Genomic DNA, 681 nt, shown 5'->3' on the forward strand with positions numbered 1-681 from the left:
GGGGCCGACCAGGATCGGCCGGGCGGTGGCGAGCTTCAGGCCGGCGAGCGTGCCGTCGACGGTCAGCGCCAGGGTGTCGGCGTCCGGCCGCTCGGCGCTCAAGTGCAGCTCGGCCGGCTGCTGCAATCCGGGGATGTCGGTGCGCCCGAACCAGGGGCCCGCCCGGGGGGCCGTGAGGGTCGCGGTGCCGCCCTCGATCCGCGTGCCGCGGCTCGCCAGCGTCAGGTCGAGGGTGCCGCCGCCGGCGCTGCCCTTGATCTGGCTGCGCAGGGCGTCGGATGCGCCGCCCTCCCGGTCCAGGGTGACGGCGAGGTCGAGGGGCGCCTCGCGCAGGAACGCGGGCAGCAGGCGGATCTCGCCGACCCAGACCCGTTCGAGCAGGCCGAGCAGCGGGGCCGCCACGGGGGCCTTCAGGCGCCCGGAGACGCGGCCGGTCCCGTCCGCGCCGATCCGGCCGGACAGCTTGGCGCTGGCGCCCGCGAGGTCCGTCACGTCCAGGCTGTCCACCACCAGGCTCGACCCGTCCGACTGGATGCTGGCCGCGATCGTGCCGTTGCCGGAGCCCGCCGGCCCGTAGCGCACGTCCTTGGCCTCCAGGGTCAGGGCGAGGTCGTGGTCGCGCAGGCTGCCGAGCGTCGTCCCGAGCGGCGGCAGGGCGGCGATGTCGATGCCGCTGGCGCG

The 681-nt window shown here is 76.9% G+C and carries 1 pseudogene; it reads right to left on the reverse strand.

The features are described from left to right. A pseudogene (locus tag FV228_RS31765) lies at positions 1–681 on the reverse strand (AsmA protein); the annotation flags it as partial.

Origin of the sequence: Methylobacterium sp. WL18 (assembly GCF_008040015.1) — a bacterium.
GTDB lineage: Bacteria > Pseudomonadota > Alphaproteobacteria > Rhizobiales > Beijerinckiaceae > Methylobacterium > Methylobacterium mesophilicum.